The organism is Aquimarina pacifica (assembly GCF_000520955.1).
GTDB lineage: Bacteria > Bacteroidota > Bacteroidia > Flavobacteriales > Flavobacteriaceae > Aquimarina > Aquimarina pacifica.
The window spans coordinates 1-226 of sequence record NZ_JACC01000047.1; the positions used below are offsets into that span (position 1 = coordinate 1).

The 226-nt window shown below is 34.5% G+C and carries 1 protein-coding gene; it reads right to left on the reverse strand.

From position 1 onward, the window contains the following. A partial coding sequence (locus DZ60_RS25320; RefSeq protein ID WP_034230182.1) for a hypothetical protein occupies positions 1-226 on the reverse strand: 226 nt, incomplete at both ends.

Genomic DNA, 226 nt, shown 5'->3' on the forward strand with positions numbered 1-226 from the left:
TACCAGGACAAATAGGTTCATCACTAGAATCATTTAAAGGTCCATTACCACATTGTACATCATTGTATATATTGTCTCCATCATTTCTGTCTCTAAACAGTGGATGCTGTTCTAATTCGTCGCAAATATCAACTACGCTATATTGAGTTCCGTTAATGATTACATTCTTAGAGCCTAAATTATGATCAAAATTGGTGCTACACCAGCAAAAACCATTTGCTTCATA